The 19157-nt window shown below is 31.8% G+C and carries 17 protein-coding genes; 12 read left to right on the forward strand and 5 right to left on the reverse strand.

Annotated features, from left to right (window positions below):
• The first annotated feature begins 6 nt into the window (after window positions 1-6).
• Entirely contained in the window at window positions 7-915 is a 909-nt protein-coding gene (locus tag ABEY15_RS16345) for a LysR family transcriptional regulator (RefSeq protein ID WP_429891212.1), read from the forward strand.
• A gap of 187 nt (window positions 916-1102) precedes the next feature.
• On the opposite strand, the gene ABEY15_RS16350 is transcribed toward ABEY15_RS16345, so the two are convergent.
• Window positions 1103-1759: a DJ-1/PfpI family protein gene (locus tag ABEY15_RS16350; RefSeq protein ID WP_429891213.1), complete on the reverse strand. Its 657-nt coding sequence runs from the start codon at window positions 1757-1759 to the stop codon at window positions 1103-1105.
• A 423-nt stretch (window positions 1760-2182) separates the two neighbouring features.
• Here ABEY15_RS16350 and ABEY15_RS16355 point away from each other — a divergent pair, with 423 nt between their 5' ends.
• From ABEY15_RS16355 to ABEY15_RS16370, 4 genes are all read left to right on the forward strand, one after another.
• The gene (locus ABEY15_RS16355; protein ID WP_429891214.1) at window positions 2183-5302 is read left to right on the forward strand and encodes an Ig-like domain-containing protein; all 3120 of its coding nucleotides are present in this window, start codon (window positions 2183-2185) and stop codon (window positions 5300-5302) included.
• Between the two features lie 647 nt (window positions 5303-5949).
• Entirely contained in the window at window positions 5950-7401 is a 1452-nt protein-coding gene (locus tag ABEY15_RS16360; RefSeq protein WP_429891215.1) for a spore germination protein, read from the forward strand.
• Window positions 7402-7448: 47 nt separating this feature from the next.
• Window positions 7449-7751, forward strand: a complete 303-nt coding sequence (locus ABEY15_RS16365) for a hypothetical protein (RefSeq protein ID WP_429891216.1) — start codon at window positions 7449-7451, stop codon at window positions 7749-7751.
• Window positions 7752-8552: 801 nt separating this feature from the next.
• On the forward strand, window positions 8553-8798 hold the full coding sequence (locus ABEY15_RS16370; protein WP_429891217.1) for a hypothetical protein: 246 nt from the start codon (window positions 8553-8555) through the stop codon (window positions 8796-8798).
• A gap of 144 nt (window positions 8799-8942) precedes the next feature.
• On the opposite strand, the gene ABEY15_RS16375 is transcribed toward ABEY15_RS16370, so the two are convergent.
• Entirely contained in the window at window positions 8943-9530 is a 588-nt protein-coding gene (locus ABEY15_RS16375) for a hypothetical protein (RefSeq protein WP_429891218.1), read from the reverse strand.
• Window positions 9531-10362: 832 nt separating this feature from the next.
• Between ABEY15_RS16375 and ABEY15_RS16380 the strand changes: the two genes are divergently transcribed.
• Window positions 10363-10593 (forward strand): hypothetical protein, encoded by a 231-nt coding sequence (locus tag ABEY15_RS16380; protein WP_175403448.1) that lies wholly within the window; start codon window positions 10363-10365, stop codon window positions 10591-10593.
• 47 nt (window positions 10594-10640) lie between these two features.
• On the opposite strand, the gene ABEY15_RS16385 is transcribed toward ABEY15_RS16380, so the two are convergent.
• Entirely contained in the window at window positions 10641-11708 is a 1068-nt protein-coding gene (locus tag ABEY15_RS16385; RefSeq protein ID WP_429891219.1) for a pyruvate kinase, read from the reverse strand.
• 195 nt (window positions 11709-11903) lie between these two features.
• Here ABEY15_RS16385 and ABEY15_RS16390 point away from each other — a divergent pair, with 195 nt between their 5' ends.
• The gene (locus ABEY15_RS16390; protein ID WP_429891220.1) at window positions 11904-12473 is read left to right on the forward strand and encodes a class I SAM-dependent methyltransferase; all 570 of its coding nucleotides are present in this window, start codon (window positions 11904-11906) and stop codon (window positions 12471-12473) included.
• Between the two features lie 68 nt (window positions 12474-12541).
• Here ABEY15_RS16390 and ABEY15_RS16395 read toward each other — a convergent pair whose 3' ends face one another.
• Window positions 12542-12958, reverse strand: coding sequence for a hypothetical protein (locus ABEY15_RS16395; protein WP_429891221.1), 417 nt, complete (start codon window positions 12956-12958; stop codon window positions 12542-12544).
• A 175-nt stretch (window positions 12959-13133) separates the two neighbouring features.
• Between ABEY15_RS16395 and ABEY15_RS16400 the strand changes: the two genes are divergently transcribed.
• The 3 genes from ABEY15_RS16400 to ABEY15_RS16410 all read left to right on the forward strand — a co-directional run bounded on the left by ABEY15_RS16400 (window position 13134) and on the right by ABEY15_RS16410 (window position 16142).
• Entirely contained in the window at window positions 13134-13679 is a 546-nt protein-coding gene (locus ABEY15_RS16400; RefSeq protein ID WP_429891222.1) for an N-acetyltransferase family protein, read from the forward strand.
• A gap of 300 nt (window positions 13680-13979) precedes the next feature.
• Entirely contained in the window at window positions 13980-14405 is a 426-nt protein-coding gene (locus ABEY15_RS16405; RefSeq protein ID WP_429891223.1) for a VOC family protein, read from the forward strand.
• 291 nt (window positions 14406-14696) lie between these two features.
• Window positions 14697-16142, forward strand: a complete 1446-nt coding sequence (locus tag ABEY15_RS16410; protein WP_429891224.1) for a DEAD/DEAH box helicase — start codon at window positions 14697-14699, stop codon at window positions 16140-16142.
• Between the two features lie 182 nt (window positions 16143-16324).
• On the opposite strand, the gene deoD is transcribed toward ABEY15_RS16410, so the two are convergent.
• A complete protein-coding gene (gene deoD / locus ABEY15_RS16415; RefSeq protein WP_429891225.1) occupies window positions 16325-17035 on the reverse strand; it encodes a purine-nucleoside phosphorylase in 711 nt (236 codons plus the stop codon).
• A gap of 396 nt (window positions 17036-17431) precedes the next feature.
• Between deoD and ABEY15_RS16420 the strand changes: the two genes are divergently transcribed.
• Both ABEY15_RS16420 and gpmA read left to right on the forward strand, forming a co-directional pair.
• Entirely contained in the window at window positions 17432-18166 is a 735-nt protein-coding gene (locus ABEY15_RS16420; protein ID WP_429891226.1) for a GntR family transcriptional regulator, read from the forward strand.
• A gap of 170 nt (window positions 18167-18336) precedes the next feature.
• Entirely contained in the window at window positions 18337-19128 is a 792-nt protein-coding gene (gpmA, locus tag ABEY15_RS16425) for a 2,3-diphosphoglycerate-dependent phosphoglycerate mutase (RefSeq protein ID WP_429891227.1), read from the forward strand.
• The last annotated feature ends 29 nt before the right edge of the window (window positions 19129-19157 follow it).

Raw genomic sequence — 19157 nt, forward strand, 5'->3', positions numbered from 1 at the left:
AAAAACATGGAATTGAAACAATTAGAATATTTTATAGCAATTTGTGAAGAAATGCATTTTACAAGGGCTGCAGATAATTTAGGGATTGGACAATCTGCTTTAAGTTACCAAATTAAGTCCTTAGAAGACGAACTTGGAATTCTACTTTTTGATAGATTGGGTAAAAAAATAGCAATAACTGAGGCAGGAAAAATTTTACAAGAGCATAGTAATAAAATTTTAGACACAATCAAAAGCGTCAATGATGATTTACAAGAATTGCAAACTGTTAATAGAGGTAAGTTAATCATTGGCGCACTTTCTGGAGATTTAACCTATATTGCTTCAATGGCATTATTAGAGTTTCATTCCATCTATCCACAAATACAGTTACAATTTTTTGCATTAGACGATGTCATAAAGAAAATTAAACAAAATGAAATTGACTTAGCATTAACAATTATTCCACCTGAGGACGACCAATTAAATTTGATTCCTTTATATGAAGAAGAATTTTACTTGGTCGTACATGCTGAGAATGAAGTAGCAAACAAAAAAGATTTAGATTTAAGAGATATACAAAATATGCCGTTAATATTAAATCCAAAAGACCATTGTTTTAGACATTGGTTTGATACAGTATGTGGTAATCAAGGGATAATGATCAATCCGATTATAGAATCGACCGATACAAAAGCGATTATCAACCTTGTTATGGAAGGTAAGGGCGCAACTATTTTATCAAGTAGACTATTTAACTTAGAAAATAATGGACAATTAAGTGCTATTCGAATAAAGCCATCTCTCAATAGAAAAGTAGCAATCGTTCATCATAAGCAAAAGCAAATCGGAGCTGCAGCGAAGGCGTTTAAAAGTTTATTGAATTTATGTATAGAAAAATATAGTCCTGAAAATAGAGAGCGTATTAGCATATGAAAAGAAGATGTTCCTACCGCAATCTGTTAAAGATTTACTATATTTATAAATCTATATAACATGTTTAAAATTAATAGAATAATTGAATTATAGTGGTTAAATGATTGAAACCCAATACATAATAAGTATTGGGTTTTTTATTAAAGTATCTCAATATTAAACAATCTAAGACGGGAACAACTGAAAATTATACATTTGGCTCCTGTTTTGCTAACTCTTGTAACATGCCTCCAATTTGTTCAACTAATAGTGAAGGCGCTTTCTTTGGCGAGCCTGCGTTAAACGGTGGCTGAGGATCATATTCTAAAATCAATTGGACACCTTTGCTTATGTCTTCGCCGAATTCCCATGCTAATAATTGAAGTGCCATATCAATTCCAGAAGATACACCAGCAGCGGTAACAATTTTGCCTTGGCGAACCACTCTCTCATCAGTTGGAATTGTTCCGAGTGATTTTAGCAGTTCGAAGGATCCCCAATGACAAGTTGCAATTATCCCGTTTAATAAGCCTGCGGCGCTCAAAATCAGTGATCCGTTACAAACAGACGTAGTCCACTTTGTTGTTTTATGCATAAGGCGAATCCAATTTAACGTTTCTTCATCATTCATTGGCGTTTTATAATTTGGAGGGCAGCATCCTGGAACAATAAGAACATCAGCTGAAGTAACTTCAGAAAAACTGTAATCAGCATGCAAATATCCCATATTTGAGTCCAGTTTAATTAACCCTTTTTCTTTAGCGACAAACTTCACTTCACATTTCAATGAAGCTGAAAATACTTCGTATGGACCAATTGCATCTAATGCTGTGATTCCATCGAAAAGCATGATTGCGATTTTCATTATGATTTCTCCTTTGATGTTATTTGTACTACACATTGATAATAACATACCTATACGGGGTATGTGTGTGTCTGAAATGTGAACAATGAGCAATAATGAATAAAATAATAAAATATGCATATTTTATGCAAAAAAAGAATCTTGATTTAAAAAATCCCCTCGAAAATGATAATAAAGAATATTTTTCATCTACTAATTCCATCTGTAAATGACAGTCTCTTCTTAATCAATTTATTTAATCATTTTGTTCGAAAATCCAGTATTGATAACGTTTCAGTATACTTTTATCCTTAAGTAAGTGATAAAAGTATTAATAGATAGTAAGCTTCTAAGAATTTGTTTTTAACAAGAAAGACTTATAGAGTGATATTAATATGCTGTTTATACAGTTGAATTAATATAAAAAAATAAGGAGGAAAATAAATGAAAAAGAAGGAATTTAATCGTATTACAGTCATGACAATTATTTTCAGTTTATTCCTATCTCTGTTTAATCATTTGACTTTTGCATCTAGTAAAACGATTAGTGAATCACTGAAGAAATTGCCAAATGATCAAATTGTTAAACTTCAGCCAAGTGAATCAACTGTATCTTTCAGTCTATTCGAAGAAAAAAAAGTTAAAGTTGAAGCAGAATTTAAGGATGGAATAATCAAAGATGTAACAAAAAATGGTAAATGGACTTCCCAAGATGAGATGAAAGTTACGGTTATTGATGGAGTATTAAAGGCAGTTTCCACTGGAACAACGAAAGTTCAATTTAAAATTGGTTCAGCTGTAACGATCATTGATGTAATCGTTTCTTCAAATGGAGCAATACAAAGTGAAAACCCTAAACCGGATACACCAAAAATTGTATCTTTAATGCTTTCTGCTTACAATATTGTCTATTTAAATGAAGGTGAAAAAAAATCAATTCAATTGAAAGCTTTATTCAGTGACGGTTCTGTCAAAGATGTGACGAAATCAGCAATATGGAATTCGAGAGTTACTTCAATTGCTGAAGTATCAGATGGTGTACTAACAGGTATATCACCAGGGGATGTTGCGTTAAACGTAAAGTACTCGAATTTACCTGAGATAAATTTCTTTGTTTCTGTAAAAGAAAAATTAGTGGAAGAGAAAGGTTTAATTCTTTCTGTAAGTCAATTAAGATTTGAAGAAGCTGATAAACCAGAACAGGTTTCAGCTTATACTAGAAGCAATATATCGGGTTCTAAAGAAGTAACAAGTCTTGGGAAATGGAGTACATCAAATTCTAATGTTGTCGCTGTAAATAGCAGTGGGCAGGTAACTCCTGTTGGAGTTGGTGAAGCTTATATTTACTTTAAATATGATAAAATGGTTAACTCGGTACTAGTGAATGTTGTTAAGCCAACGAACCTAGTTACTGAAACTCCAATATTAGAAATTTTACCGAATGAGTCAGTTGGGGCAGTATTGAAAGAAGTATTTAATGATGGAATATTAAACGATGTTACAAATATGGCAAAGTGGACGATTGAGGATAGTAGCCTTGCAACTGTTACAGAACAAGGTGTAGTAAATGCAAGAGGTAAGATTGGAAAAACAAAACTAATCGCATCATATCGAAGTGAAGTTCATTCTCCAGTTGAAATTGAAGTGATTATTACAAATAAATTAACGACTCCTAGAGCGATTGGTCTTACAACTTCAACTTCTCATTATTTTTTAGGAGTAGGTTCAGAGAAGGAAGTTTCAATTAAGGCTGTTTTCAGTGATGGGTCAATAAAAGATGTAACTGATTCTGTTGAATGGAGTGCAAGCAATCCAATTATTGCTTCAGTTGAACTAAATAAAATTCACGCGAATTGGAACGGAAGAACCGTTTTAACTGCTATGTATGATAGTAAAATCGTGCAGATTCCAGTTACAGTTGCAGATAAATATGGTCCAGCAAAGCCTGCCATTCCTAAGTCTGTTACTGTTACACCAAATGTAACAAATATGATTGTAAATGAAAAGCAACAATTAAACGTAAAAGTAACTTATACAGATGACAGTGTAATTGATGATACACCTTATTCAATTTATAAGACTGATAATCCAAGTGTAGTTACAATCAATGAAGATGGGCTTCTCACAGCCGTCGGGACAGGTATTGCGAAAATTAGTGTTTGGAGTATGGGGTATACAGAACGATTAACAATCATAGTATCAGAAACTCCTTCTAAAGTTGAGCTCAATCGAATTGTTGACCTCTTACCAAATGAATCGGATATTTCACTTACATTAAATGAACATACACATCGATATTCTATTAAAGCAAAATATCAAGATGGCACGACAGCGGATGTTACTTTTAAGGGGAGAAGTACTTCTTTAAACCCTGAAATTGTATCAGTTGATAATGGTGTACTAACTGCAATTGCACCTGGAACTACTCAAGTGCTAATCAATCAAGGGAATAATACTGAAATTTTGGATGTTACAATTCTTCCCAATTCCTCTATATTAGAACAGGATTTAAAAATAGAATCATTATTATTTAATACATTTGATGTAGTGGTTCCAAAAGGAAATTTATTTCCATTAAGAATCTCCGCTCAATATAATGATGGTGCTCAAAGAGAAATCACAAAATCGGTACAATGGACTTCAAATGATCCATCAATTGCTGTGATTGAGGAAGGAAAAATTACAGGAAAGTCAAAAGGAAGTACAACAATTTTTGGTAAAATTGAGGGATTTCCTGCAATTAAAATTCCAGTTACTGTAAATGAAAAGAGTGGTTCTAGCGATTTAATAGGTATTACTTTAAGTGAGGGTATGTTAATGATGCAGCCAGGTAATGAACCAGTAGATGTATATGCCTTTGCTGAGTATACAGACAATAACGTAGTTGAAGTTGATACTGATGGAATATGGGAGTCAACTGATGAAAGTGTAGCAACTGTTGATAAAAATGGAAAAATTACTCCGGTTGGTCTAGGGGAAGCTTATGTATATTTCCGTTATCATAATGGGTTGAACGATGCAGTTTGGGTAAGAAATATTAAACCAGAGGCTTTGATTTCAAATGTGACAGATGTTGAATTAGAAACAAACGAGTCGTTGTTAGTTTCTCTACGTGCAATATTTGGACCACGTGATATCTTTGAAGTCACTGATCTTGCTGAATGGTCAGTAGCTGATAAATCAGTAGCTACAATTTCAGATACTGGAATTATTATTGGACAGGCAGTAGGGAAAACAAAAATCACTGCTTCTTATTTAGGAAAAACAGTAGAAATAAATGTAGAAGTAGTCGATAAACATACAACACAAGTATTAGGAATATTTGCAGCTCCAGACTATATTGTCAGCTCAGCAGGTAAGAAAACAAAAATGATAATTAATGCAATTTTAAGCGATGGAACAATAAGAGATGTTACCTCAGAAGTAACATATAGATTATCAAATCCTGACATTGCAAACACAACAACAAATAATGAAATTGTCACAGGTGATGACGGTTCAGCCATCGTTATGGCTGAATATGCAGGATTTTATACAATTATTCCTGTAGTTGTAAATCAATAGTCGAGTGAAAACATTAGCTAAAGAGAACGAATAAAATAAGGTTGAAAAAAATAACCTGTATCTATGATTATCTAGTAATCTATGATACAGGTTTTATTTTTTCTTGACTTATCGTAATTGTAAATGTTGTTTTATTTTTCCAGGCTTAATTCACGACTTTGTAAGGTTAAATATTCTTGTTAAAACAGATGCAGCAAAGGGTAGGATGAAACTAGCTTATTCCTGGCTGAAAGAATAGCATCTTTATTAATGTGGAAAACTATTCCAGTAGTAAAAGTATAAAAGATGATCTACTAATATTTCCTAAATTAAAGTCAAAACAAAACGAGTTATTTTATAACCTGCATCAAAAGATATTTTAGAAGCAACTGATAGCCCACATTCGATTTAGATCCTCAAAAAGGAAGAGTAGCAATCGGGATGATAGATCTAATTTTTCAGGAGTTCCAGATATAACAGCCTTAACGTTACTAAGTTATTCTTGTAAAGACTTAGAATACGGGTAGGTAATATAATTGTGGCTTTGATGTTTGAAATGCAACAGAATACCGAACTTAGGGATTGCATCTTAAAGTAACTTATGCAATTGCCGATACAATAGTAATATTCTGATATTTACTATTACTAACTTTAATGGAGGAAGAAGGATGTCTAATATAGAAATTCAAAAATACCTTAAAGAAAATATCATAAATATAAAGAATACTTTTAATGGTACATCGGACCTTATTGTGAGAAAGATGAACGTGGACTCTAGAGGTCCTGTCGAAATAAATATTGTCTATCTGGACGGAATTATTGATTTAGACTTTATTCAGGAATATGTGATCAAGCCTTTATTAGAACCATTCAAGACTGTTGGTTTTAATCAATCATTAATTGATCATATAATTGAAAGAATTATTGAATCGGCAGATGTAAAAACCACTACTCAGTATAAGGAATTAACCAATGCCATCGTACAAGGAAGTACTGTTATACTGATTAACGGGTATAGAAAAGGAATAATTATACCATCTCCTAAATGGGCGGAAAGAAGCATCGAAGAATCAATAGGAGAACGTTCAGTAAGAGGTCCACAAATTGGATTAACAGAAAAAATGAAAACAAATATTAATTTGATAAGAGGTTCATTAAAAACTCCAGATTTATGTGTAGAAACAGTAGATTTTGGCTCTATTTCACCAACATCTGTTTCTATATTATATATTGAAAGAATTGTTGATAAAGGTATATTAAATGAAGTTAAAAAGAGGTTAAATAGTATTACCATTAAGTATGTCCTTAGTGAAAGAGTATTGGAAGATGTGTTAGAGGGAAAACCAAAATCTTTTTTTTCTCGATTAAGACATTCAGAACGAATTGACGGGGTAGTGTCCTCTTTATTTGAAGGAAGAGTAGTAGTTATTGTTGATGGGTACCCTTTCGCCATCATAGCTCCTGCATTATTTTTTGATTTTATTCAGGCACCTGATGAATATCACATATCACCCGGTAGGTTTACTAACCGGATAATGCGATTGATCGCCTTTATATTAGGTGTATATCTGCCAAGTGTTTATGTTGCTATAGCAAATTTTCATAAAGATGATTTGTCAAACAATATTTCAAAAGCAATCATTTCAAAGGATGAGCTATTGCCTACCTTTTGGGAAATTGCCATTCTTTTATTTTTGATAAAAATGTTAATAGATGTTTCGTTTCGTCTTCCGAATAGTGCGGTAATTTTAGTATCTTTAATTGGAACAATAGTAATTGGTCAAACGGCAGTTACTGCAAAATTAATCCACCCAGTCAGTTTAATAGTTATAGGGATAACAACTCTTTCTAGTTTCTTAGTGGCTAACAGGGGACTAGTTGGAGCAGATGTCACTTTAAGACCATTTTTTTTAATTATTGCTAATTTTTTTGGGTTTTACGGTTTAATTGTTGCTACAATAATTCTAATAATTTATATGGCAAGTCTAAAATCAGTTGGTGTTCCATATCTGTCACCATTAGTTCCATTTAAAATGAAGGAATTAAAAGATACATTTTTTAGAGGAGATTTACAGAAACTTATAAATAGCAAGCATACCTATACCGAAGATAATGATTAAGATTTGCATTGTGAAAACTATATACAATATTAACTACTACTAAGGTTATGCCTGAAACGTTTACATCCAGAAATGCGACATGGAAAGTAATCGACACACCTGGTCATGCTTTTGATCATAAAGCTTTGTTAAATGAGGAAACAGATCAATTATTTACGGGAGATTTATTTGTAAGTGACCGGACAAAAGTCGTATTAGCAGAAGAAAGTATCCCTTCAATTATTCACTCATTAGAGAGAGTATTAACATATGATTTTCAAGATGTATTCTGCAACCATGTAGGGTTTGTAGAAGATGGTCGTGCATCGCTTAAACGAAAACGAGACTATTTATTATCTATTAAGCAATAAGTATTATCTTTACAAAAAGAAGGGGATTCAGTTGAAGTTATCCGTAATAAGCTATTTCCCAAAAAATACCCAATTAAAGGCTTAACTAGGGAGAAAATACAATACATTAACTTTTAATATAAAATATTCGATTAAGCAAATCTTCTTTGCCAATATAAAATAAAAAAAGAGAACCCGGTTCTCTTTTTTTATTTTAATCATCGAGTTTTTTTATTAGCCAACCACAAAATATAATGAATAAAAAACAACCAATTCCTACCCAAAGCCCTAACATTTTCTCATCCTTTACCGAAGACAAATTCACCAGATACGTAAGAATTCCCATTCGGTGTATCATACTGTAATCGGATTTGTTCACCAGCATTAACGTGTACTTGTCTTGTTTAAGTAAGAAAAGTATTGCAATTATCAATGAAATATATGATTTGCATTTAACATTTCATGTGACAGCTGAACGAGAGATTAACTCAGCTTATTATAAAATTTCACATACCGGTATTAGTTTATAAAAAGAATATATAAGGTCAGTAGTCATAGTTTGACAATGGTCGAAGTTAGTGAAATAGAAATTGACCATGTGGTTTATACATAAAACAAAACACTTATATTCCTAACCTTGAAGAACTAGGATAAATACCCGGTATATTTATTTTTGCTCTATAAAAATTTTATACAATCATTAACACGAAATGAACATTTAATCGCGTAACGTTGAAAGAATAAATGATGCAAATAGCTAATCACTATGAAACAATTAATAAATTGGAAACCGAGATTCAAGCTCGCAAGGAGAGATATCAAATGACAATCGAAAAGATAGAAAACATCCATCGAACTACGATTGAGAAACTCGAAAGCAAAATGATTAATCGTGGAATAAGCTACAGAGTAGATGTTGACAAACTGAAAACTGAATTTCAGTCAACAATCAATAAAGTAGAGAACGAACAAAAAGACCTTCGTAAAGATTATATGAATCAAGTTAACGTGGTTAACCAGCAGTTACCTAAACAACAATCTCCATCCAATCCAACTAAAAATTTTTAAGAAACTGAAGAATTCTACTGATTTATAATTTAAAGAGCACTTGGCTTTTTTATTTCCAAAATTGCCACCAAGGTTTACCTTTTTAGCATAAGCTATTTGTGGCAAACAAGTTCTAGAAAATCCATTATTTTTCAATTTAATCCCTTAATCAGTATTTTTCATTTTATCAAGGTACATTTTATACATTTTATCGATGTTTTCTTTTTTTGATAGAATTTCTTGGGTAGTTGTTCCATCATGTTCTTCTCTGGCATGTTTTGCGAATTTAGAGTAGTTAGTCCACTTTTCACATAACGAACAAGGGACCAAATTACCATGTTTATAATTAGCAAGGGCAGTAAAATGAGATTCAACTTTAATAATAGATTTTGTAGTTCTTTCAGTTTGTGTAGACTCTTCATTTAAATCTTGATCTTCTACAACTATTCGATCAAATCCTGTTTTAGTAACAGTCAATTCTGACTTTTTATCCATTGATAACACAACTTTATTCCTTAATTCATGTTTCTCGTCTAATAGAAGTGGTACCCAATGTGAAATATATTCATAGTTAAATTCCCATGCGTTCAAATCTTCATGGAAGTAGGCAGCATTGTATTTAGCTAGTTCTTTTTCGAGATAATTCCCCCTAAAGTTTTTACGGTTCATATTTATTCCATGGTCTTTACAATTATTGAGAACTTCATCCTCTGTTAAGGATTTTTCGTATACAGGCTTTTTAAAAAATGGCATTTTAGATTTTATTCTCGTGATTGCCAAATCAAGAGATTGTTCCAATTCAGGATTTTTAATAAAAAGAATGCACGAAGTAGGGCTTCGGCTGATATCTTTTCCATTTTTATATTCCCCTTAGTTATTTTTTTATTTTTAGTATTATCAAATAAAGTCATAGTTATTAAAACAATTTCCATATTAAAATGGAGGAAGAAATAAATGATTTTCCTATTTATAATGCTGAATAATTTCATAACGAGAATATTAAAATGGGGAAATGGCACGTAAATATTACATAGTTTGAATTGGAAAATGGCAACATTTATCATTAATCATCAAACCTTTAAAATTTCATTCAACATTTCCAAGCCACCGGGACCTTATAGTGGTAATTTTTCTAATGGTCACCAATCTAATTTTTGTAGTTGACTACACTCAGTAATTTGAGTCGATCCGTGGATTCAGCAAGTGAAGCGAAAGTGTACTATTTTGTAATGAAGCATAAAACAATTTTATTTTTTTAAAATTCCAATACATTGAGTGCATAGACCTCTCAAAAAAAAATTGCTATAATCAAATTCATAAGGTGATCTGGTAATTCGGGAGTAAGCTAATCAAACTAAGATGTTATTTTTTGCAGGTTCATTAAAGTTATGATTTGAACGTCCAAATAGTTCATTCCTGATATTTTTTGAGATAATAGTTATAACGGACAAAATAACGGACATAATTTGGTGAGTAGATTGTTTTAGTATTGTAATACCAATACTTTTAGGGGGTCTGTCTACATGAAGTACAATATGAGTGAAATTGTTGCTTATGGAACTGCTGTAGTAGTCGAGAAAATTTAGTGGAAACATTTATTTTCGGTTTTTATGGTATCCAAATTTTATTTCTCATTATTTGCTTATTACTAGGCTATTTTATTTACGATAAACGATTTAATCGAAATCATGGAAACCAAATACCAGAAGGATTTCAACGAACTAGCGAAGTTAATATTGATCCTGTAACAGGGGAGAAAACAAGAGTTTACTATAATCCGGATACAGGTGAACGATTTTATAAAAAAGAAAAGTAATAATTTAAAAACGCCCCAAAAGGGCGTTTTTGTCTTGAAAATCAATGTTATTTGATTGTTGAGTTAATTAATTCAAGCATATCATTAAAATCAAACGGAGATTTTGTTTTTACGGTCTCAGCAAATTGAGATACAATTTTTAATGTTTCAATGCTTTCGATTGGATGATGGCCAGCTGCACTTTCTGCCGATAACATGACGGCATTTGTACCATCCATTACTGCTTGAAATACATCTGTTACTTCAGCTCTTGTTGGAAGTGAATTATCTATCATTGATTGTAGCATTTGAGTGGCTGTGATCACATATGTCCCATTTGAATTACACTCATGAATCATCGCTCTTTGTAAAAGAGGAATCCATTGATAGGGTAGTTCAACACCTAAATCACCACGAGCAATCATAATTGCATCTGTTTCTTTATTAATTTCTTGGAAATTTTTTATTGCTTCGATTGTTTCAATTTTTGCGATTAATTGAGGTGTTTTATCACTTTTTGAATTCATAAAAGTTCTGATTTCTTGTAAATGCGACGCCCTTCTAATAAATGAACATGCTATATAATCTAAACCTTCTTGCAAAATGAATTCGATGTCTTTTCGGTCTTTTTCAGTTATAGCAGGTAAACTTGTAACGACTCCGGGTAAATTTACCCCTTTATGTGAAGAAATTTCGCCACCAGTTTTTACTGAAGTGACAATCTTATTTTGTTCTATTTTTTCAACAAATAATTCCACGGCACCATCATTAATTAATATACGATCTCCTTGTTTCACATCATTTATTAACCCTTTATAATCTACACTTGCTTGATTACGATCACCTGTAATTTCATCAATTACGAGAGTAAAAGTTTGATTAGATTCAAGATTTATTTTTTCGCCTTCAATTTTACCTAATCGAATTTTTGGACCTTGGAGGTCTCCTAAAATCTTGATTTCTTTTCCTGTCTCTTTCCTGATAGCTTTTATTAGTTCAATCACATTGTGATGACTTTCGTGTGTACCGTGTGAAAAATTTAGTCTTGCGATCGTCATGCCGTGTTGAATCAATTCAGACAGTATTTTTTTATCAAAACTAGCTGGTCCAATCGTACAAATTCGATCAATTGTCATTGGTATCGCCTCCATTTACTGGAATTATTATACCCAAGATAAAGTAGAAGAATCTAAATTATTTATGAAGTGTTAATTAAAAAAGAATATCTTAAATAATCTATATTTCTAAAATTTGACATTTTTCTACGTTTTAAAGAAGGAATTCATGTAACTTTTGTAGAACACTACTAATCGATCAAAATTTAGTGTGAGGTGAATCTACTAGTGATTAAACAAGATGTATTAAAAGTTGTAATTGGAGCAGGTGAATATAACAATAATCCAACATGGATTCAAACTCAGGAAGAAGAACTTAATCTATTAGTTAAGTCCACGTGGGAAAATAAATTTGAGAAAAATTCAATTACAGCTATTTTAGCTGAACATGTTTGGGAACACCTTACATATGATGAAGGTTTAGTAGCTGCTAAAATTTGTTATGATTTTTTAAAACCATCGGGTTATATTCGTTGTGCAGTACCAGATGGATTTTTTCAAGACGAAACTTATCAAAGTATTGTTAAAGTTGGTGGACCAGGACCTATAGATCATCCTGCTGCAAGCCATAAAATTGTCTATAACTATAAAACACTAGTTACGATGTTTGAAACAGCGGGTTTTGAAGTTAAACTGCTAGAATATTGTGATGAAGAAGGAAATTTTCATTTTATAGAGTGGGATGGCAAGGACGGGGTTATTTTCCGTTCAAAAAAATATGATCCTAGAAATCACGGAGAAAAAGTGCTGTTTCCGTCAATCATTGTAGATGCAATAAAGCGATAAATTACCAAAAATATCATTTTCTAAACAAAGAACTGAAGCTTAACTTCAGTTCTTTAAAATAGATTTAATTAGTAAATCATTATATCTCTGATTTCTTTCGTTATTCGTTCGATTTGACCTTGAAACATCATAGAAGGTATGAAAATAGATTCTTCGGGATGGTTAATTACTAGATAAGCACTATGTGATGGTGTTTCTTTATAGCGATATTGTAAATTAACACGAGTAATATGATGAGCGGGTAACGTACGCTTAAAACCCCAATGTTCGTATGTAACACCGTGATCGTTTATTCTAATAACCATACTACGAGTATAGCCAATATAAGCTAGAAAGATTATGCATACCAAAGTCATTATCATATATGACTTAATCGTAATAGGAAAACCATGCCTTTGTACATAAAAGATAAAAGTGATTAAACAAATCGTAAACAATATTGCAACTAAAAAATTGGAAAGCCTTCCACTACTTCTAAATTCCACTGTTGATACACCTCTTTCATATTAATATAGTTTTGACTAAAAACTTTAAATATTAACATTTGGATGATCTCTTTTAGTATGAATCAATATTTTTTCAAAAATCAGGCTTATCCAATCTAATAACACAAACAATCCATCTTACTATAAAAAAGAATACAAGTGTAAGGAGTTTATGATGAAAATCCAACCTCAGAAATTTACGATAAATGGCCTACAATATATTATTAGACATGCAGTACTTACTGACGCTATACAATTATCTAGTTTGAGAGTACAAATTGACGGGGAGACAGAAAATTTAGATAGAGAAGCTGGAGAAGCATTTATTGATCCAAAAGGCTTTAAACAATTAATTATCTCTGATACAGAAACGATTAATAATTTATTTTTAGTAACAGAAGTTGAAGATAAAATAATAGGTTTTTCTAGATGTGAAGGTAATGAATTAAAAAGACTTTCTCATAAAGTAGAGTTTGGAGTTTGCGTCTTAAAAGAATTTTGGGGATACGGAATCGGTAAAAATCTTTTAAAACTATCAATTTCTTGGGCAGATGCAAATGATCTCCATAAAATGAATTTGAGTGTTTTAGAAACGAATGAAAATGCAATTAAACTTTATAAAAAGTTAGGCTTTGAAGTTGAAGGTGTATTAAAAAACGATAAGGTACTTTCAGATGGGAAATATTATAATACGATTTTAATGGGTAGATTTAATAAATAAATGTTCATTAAAAAGAGGCAGTTAATTTGTCTCTTTTTACAACCGTTTGATTAATTAAATTATTAGCTAAGTATGATAAGAGAGACTAAAATAAAGACATTTTCAATATTATAAAATGAATTTTCTGAAAAATCTAGTTTTTTATGCGTTTACTTGAATTAGATAACCTTCTTTTTATATGAAGGAATGAATGACTTGAAATAGAAATTATTATATGGGAGCTTAATCTTGGCCAACTTGTATTAGCTAAAATAGAGATAAGTTGTAATTAGATCAAAATTTGAAGAAGAGGTGTTTCAAATGATTTTAGGTATCAACCCTTATTTAATATTAAATGGAAATGGAGAGGAAGCTGTTTCATTTTATGAACATGCATTCAATACAAAGACCCTTGTCCTTCAAAGATTTGGCGACATGCCTGGGGAAGAAAATACAAATCTATCTGATGAAGAAAAAAATCGTATCTTACATGCACATCTCAAGGTTGGAACAACAGATCTAATGATTTCTGACACATTTACAGGTCTACCTTATCAAATTGGCGACCAAACTACTTTAGCTATTTTAATAAATGACGTTGAAACAACCAAAGAAGTATTCGGTAAATTACAAGATGGTGGAAAAGTAATCATTTCATTACACGAAACTTTTTGGAGTCCTTTATACGGACAAGTAACTGATAAATTTGGAGTTACATGGCAAGTTTCAACACAGTCAGCTCAATAGATGAAAGATGCTTTCTGGATAACGAATAAATCCAGTAGAATGTGGGGTAACCCTTAAGGCTGACACAAATTAGTTTAACGAAAAGAGTTACTTTTGTGACTCTTTTTTTATTTTTGTATCTTTAATCATTAAATTTCCTGCCTATATAATCAATTACTTTTAAAAATGAAAATAAAAACCTTTTTATCTTCCATTTTTCAAGTATAATGAATCATATTGAATTAATGAATATGATTTTTCTTAGGGAGAATTCTATACATATATCGAAAAAAACAAAAACGAGGTTAAGAAATGACTAAAAGAAGTTATGCGGACTATCATCTAAGTGATGAAATTAAAAGAGCACTTGCTGTATTAAAATACGAAACTCCAACTGAAGTTCAGAGTGAAGTTATACCGTTGGCGATGGAAAATAAAGATTTAGTCGTAAAATCTCAAACAGGAAGCGGCAAAACGGCCTCTTATAGTATTCCTGTTTGCGAAATGATCGAATGGGAGGAAAAAAAACCACAGGCTTTAATTCTAACTCCAACTAGAGAGCTTGCGGCTCAAGTCCGTGAAGATATTACGAATATTGGAAGATTTAAACGCATAAAAGCTGTGGCCGTATATGGTAAAGAACCGTTTACGAAACAAAAGGTAGAATTGGAACAAAAAACACATGTTGTAGTTGGTACACCTGGAAGGGTTATGGACCATCTTGAACGTGAGACCCTGGATATAGATCAAATAAAATATCTTATCATAGATGAAGCTGATGAGATGCTTAATAGAGGTTTTATCGATGAGGTAGAAGCGATCATTAACAAGCTCCCTTTAAATCGAGTTACGATGGTTTTTTCTGCAACCTTACCTAATGATGTTGAAAATCTCTGCCATGAATATATGAAAGATCCGATTCAAATTGAGATTGAATCAACAGGTGTAACCGCCGATACTATTGAACATTTTTTAATAGAAGTGAAAGAGGAAGAAAAAATTCAACTCCTTAAAGACATCACGGTTGTAGAAAATCCAGATAGCTGCCTAATTTTTTGCCGAACGAAAGAAAATGTAGATACTGTGTATAGTGAATTGGAAAAAGCTAATTATTCATGTGAAAGACTCCACGGGGGACTGGAACAAGAAGACAGGTTTGCTGTAATGGAAGGATTTAAAATAGGGAACTTCCGCTATCTAGTAGCAACCGATGTAGCTGCAAGAGGTATTGATATTGATAATGTAACCTTAGTCATTAACTATGACGTTCCAATGGAAAAAGAGAGCTATGTGCACCGTACTGGAAGAACAGGCCGTGCCGGAAATAAAGGGAAAGCAATTACGTTTTCAACACGTTTTGAAGGAAAGTTTGTTAAAGCAATTGAAAATTATATCGGCTTTGAAATACCTAAAATAGAGGCACCTAGTCAACAAGAGGTGGTTGATGGAAAAGCTATATTTGAAGAAAAACTTAACAGCAGGCGAGTTGTAAGAAATAATAAAACTGCCCGAATTAACCAAGATATTATGAAACTTCATTTCAGTGGCGGAAAAAAGAAAAAAATTCGTGCAGTTGATTTTGTTGGAACAATCGCAAAAATCCCTGGAGTGTCAGTAGATGATATTGGCATAATAACTATTCATGATCAGATGTCCTATGTTGATATTCTGAATGGAAAAGGGTCACTAGTTTTACAAGCCATGGAGAACGCGACGGTCAAAGGAAAAAAATTAAAAGTGAGTAAAGCAATTAAATAATGAAGTAAATGATTAGCTTATGGTGAAAAAGGGGTCAAACATTTAGGTCTAAATATTTATTCAATTATTGCATACTTAGAACAAAAAAGTCGATTTTCGCAAAAACGGAAATCGACTTTTTATTGTACATTAATATTCAATAATTTGTGAAAAGGGAGGCGCTATTTAAAATCAATTAAATTTTATAAGCAAGCTTCTAATGCAAGTTTCATCATTTTATCAAATGAAGTTTGTCTTGCTTCAGCGCTAATCTCTTCATGTGTAACTAAAGAATCTGAAATAGTGAGTAAACAAGCTGCATTCTTTCCTAAGACTTTCGCATTATGGAAAAGTGCATAGCTTTCCATTTCTGTACAAATACACTTATGCTCATTATAAAAATTAACAAAATTTGGAACTGAACTTTCATAATAAAAAACATCACTAGAATGTATTCTTCCTTTAACAATAGGAGTATTGATTTGTTTTGCAGTTTCTTCAATTTTGTTTGTTAATGATTCGCAAGGATATTGAATGTCACTTTCTACGCCTGCTTGAGTTTTTGCAAATGTAGATTGACTCCACGCACTATCTACAAGCACAATATCGTGAATATTAAGTTCATCTGTATAAGCTCCTGCACTACCAACTCGGATAATATTTTCTACATCATAAAATTTGTATAATTCGTATGAATAAATTCCAATACTTGGCATCCCCATACCAGATCCCATTACAGATATTTGTTTTCCTTTATAAGTTCCTGTATAGCCAAACATATTACGTACTGTATTAAATTGCACGATATTTTCTAGATATGTTTCTGCAATATATTTTGCACGTAATGGATCTCCTGGCATTAAAACTGTTTTTGCAATTTCTCCTGATTTGGCTGTATTATGTGGCGTTGTCATAGTATTTTCTCTCCATTTCTATTCTAAAAATTTATTTAACTAATCTATACAACTTATATTCTTACTCATTTCACATGTTAATTCATCTTAACATTATCATTCTTTCCTAATTTGTTTGCGTTTACAAAATAAAACAAAACAACACAATCAAAATAATGTTAAATTAATACTACGAAGTATAGTTGTATAAGTAGTTGTCTATTTTTCTTCAACTAAATTATATTTCAACAAAATAGATAAATCAATAGCAACTTACACAGACTCAAAATTTATATTAAAAAAATTCTAGAAACTTTATTTGAAAGAAATGAATGATTAGGTTTGCCGTTTCCACTTTTAACAGACAAGTTTGCGAATAATCCATAACCCGATATAATAATGATAAGGAGTGTTGTTATGTCCGTTGAAAATAAAAAAAAATTACCTCTATACGTAGGGGTTTATGAGAAATTATTTAAATTAATTAATGAGGGAGTCTATCCGATTGGAAGTAAGCTTCCTTCAGAACCAGAACTTTCTAAGATGATGAATGTAAGCAGAATGACGCTAAGACAGGGATTGGGTTTATTAAAAGAGGACGGTTATATTGAAACAATCCATGGACAAGGTAACTTTATTAAACAAAATTTGAATTTAAGAAGTGTTGGATTAGAAAAAATAGATAATACAGTGTATCAATGCTGCACAGAAACAATTGATGATGTAGATGCTTATTTAGAAGTTAGTTTTTCGGATGATTATGAATATGTTAAAAAGATTTTTAATCAAGATTCTGCAGTGTTGATTAGGTTTAATAGATGGTACAAAGCTAAAAATAAAATTGTCGCACATGCTTATACTATGTTCCCAAGTGAGACAGCTTCCTTATATCAAATGAATCTAGGCGACCATCTGGGTGTATTAAAAATTCTGGAAGAAGATATTTATAAATTAATCCATTCATCAACAATCGAAATAAAATTTACAGAATCAGTCCTTCCTTCTTCAAACCATGAATTACGTTCAACGAATAATTTATTCGTTTTACTAATTGAAAATCTATATGACTCAATGGGGAATATTGTACTTAAAAATAAGATCTATATTCCAATCGAACTTAGCTCAATAAAAATAAATCGCATAAACAAATAGCGGAAAATGCATTGAATGTTAAAAGGAAGAAATGTTAACTAGACGAGTATGTCAGTTTTTTGTTGAGAATTTTAATTACATAAGATTTTGCTCTTCCAATCAATTTTGAATCAAATTATGAACATTTCAGCAAACTATATCATATTTAATTGATTTTAAAGGAGAGCAATATGATTAAACTTGTATTAATCAGACACGGGCAAAGTTTATGGAATGTTGAAAATCGGTTCACAGGTTGGACAGATGTAGATTTAACGAAGAGCGGGCTTTCTGAGGCAAGAGAAGCTGGTATCATTTTAAGGAAAAACGGATTTACATTTGATGTTGCCTATACATCAGTGCTAAAAAGAGCAATTCGTACATTATGGATTATATTAAATGAGATTGATATGATGTGGATTCCAGTACATAAAACATGGAGATTAAATGAACGACATTACGGTTCACTTCAAGGGCTGAATAAAGCCGAAACAGCTCAAAAATATGGTGAAGAACAGGTTAATATTTGGCGAAGATCTATGAATGTTAGACCACCTGCTCTAAAACCAGATGATCCAAGATATGAAATAAATGAACCTCGTTATAAAAACTTGTTAAAAGGTGAATTCCCACTTACTGAAAATCTGGAGGATACAGAAAAAAGAGTTTTAAAATATTGGGACGAAGAAATTGCACCAGCCTTGAAAACAGGCAAAAAGGTTATTATATCTGCACATGGAAATACGTTGAGGGGAATCGTACAATATTTAGATCAAGTCTCCGCAGACGGAATTGCTTCGCTTAATATTCCAACAAGTATTCCTTTAGTTTATGAATTAAATGACGAGCTGAAGCCTATTCGACATTACTATTTAGGTATGGATGGAGAACTTCCACCCGATGTAATCCCAAAACATATCCCTAGCGAATTACTTGACCAATTCGATGATGATCATCCAAATATAACAATACAAGATGAGTAAGATGCAAAAAAGGATGGGTTTAGCAATCG

Origin of the sequence: Gottfriedia acidiceleris, from assembly GCF_050457485.1 — a bacterium.
GTDB lineage: Bacteria > Bacillota > Bacilli > Bacillales > Bacillaceae_G > Gottfriedia > Gottfriedia acidiceleris_D.

Bases quoted from the DNA above. Each gene is read 5' to 3' on its own strand.
- ABEY15_RS16345 (WP_429891212.1), top strand. From the start codon at position 7: ATGGAATTGAAACAATTAGAATATTTTATAGCAATTTGTGAAGAAATG.
- ABEY15_RS16350 (WP_429891213.1), bottom strand. From the start codon at position 1,759: ATGAAAATCGCAATCATGCTTTTCGATGGAATCACAGCATTAGATGCA.
- ABEY15_RS16355 (WP_429891214.1), top strand. From the start codon at position 2,183: ATGAAAAAGAAGGAATTTAATCGTATTACAGTCATGACAATTATTTTC.
- ABEY15_RS16360 (WP_429891215.1), top strand. From the start codon at position 5,950: ATGTCTAATATAGAAATTCAAAAATACCTTAAAGAAAATATCATAAAT.
- ABEY15_RS16365 (WP_429891216.1), top strand. From the start codon at position 7,449: ATGCCTGAAACGTTTACATCCAGAAATGCGACATGGAAAGTAATCGAC.
- ABEY15_RS16370 (WP_429891217.1), top strand. From the start codon at position 8,553: ATGACAATCGAAAAGATAGAAAACATCCATCGAACTACGATTGAGAAA.
- ABEY15_RS16375 (WP_429891218.1), bottom strand. From the start codon at position 9,530: ATGCCATTTTTTAAAAAGCCTGTATACGAAAAATCCTTAACAGAGGAT.
- ABEY15_RS16385 (WP_429891219.1), bottom strand. From the start codon at position 11,708: ATGACAATTGATCGAATTTGTACGATTGGACCAGCTAGTTTTGATAAA.
- ABEY15_RS16400 (WP_429891222.1), top strand. From the start codon at position 13,134: ATGAAAATCCAACCTCAGAAATTTACGATAAATGGCCTACAATATATT.
- ABEY15_RS16405 (WP_429891223.1), top strand. From the start codon at position 13,980: ATGATTTTAGGTATCAACCCTTATTTAATATTAAATGGAAATGGAGAG.
- ABEY15_RS16410 (WP_429891224.1), top strand. From the start codon at position 14,697: ATGACTAAAAGAAGTTATGCGGACTATCATCTAAGTGATGAAATTAAA.
- deoD (WP_429891225.1), bottom strand. From the start codon at position 17,035: ATGACAACGCCACATAATACAGCCAAATCAGGAGAAATTGCAAAAACA.
- ABEY15_RS16420 (WP_429891226.1), top strand. From the start codon at position 17,432: ATGTCCGTTGAAAATAAAAAAAAATTACCTCTATACGTAGGGGTTTAT.
- gpmA (WP_429891227.1), top strand. From the start codon at position 18,337: ATGATTAAACTTGTATTAATCAGACACGGGCAAAGTTTATGGAATGTT.